Origin of the sequence: Rheinheimera sp. (assembly GCF_036782235.1) — a bacterium.
GTDB lineage: Bacteria > Pseudomonadota > Gammaproteobacteria > Enterobacterales > Alteromonadaceae > Pararheinheimera.
This window is the reverse complement of record NZ_DAIPZL010000008.1, coordinates 160,629-160,874: the sequence shown is the minus strand read 5'-3', so window position 1 is coordinate 160,874 and position 246 is coordinate 160,629.

The window sequence follows — 246 nt, the reverse complement described above, 5'->3', positions numbered from 1 at the left end:
TACCGGCCTGTCACGCCGGGGGTCGCGGGTTCGAGTCCCGTCCGCTCCGCCACTTTACTAAAATCATATTTAGTAAAACATCAACCAGCTTTGCGCTGGTTTTTTTGTTTTTACATCCCTGTAAAAATCCCTGCGGGACCAGCTAAAGCTGTCCAAAAACGCTCCGGGCGTTTTTGTGTTTTTACATCCCTGTAAAAATCCCTGCGGGACCAGCTAAAGCTGTCCAAAAACGCTCCGGGCGTTTTT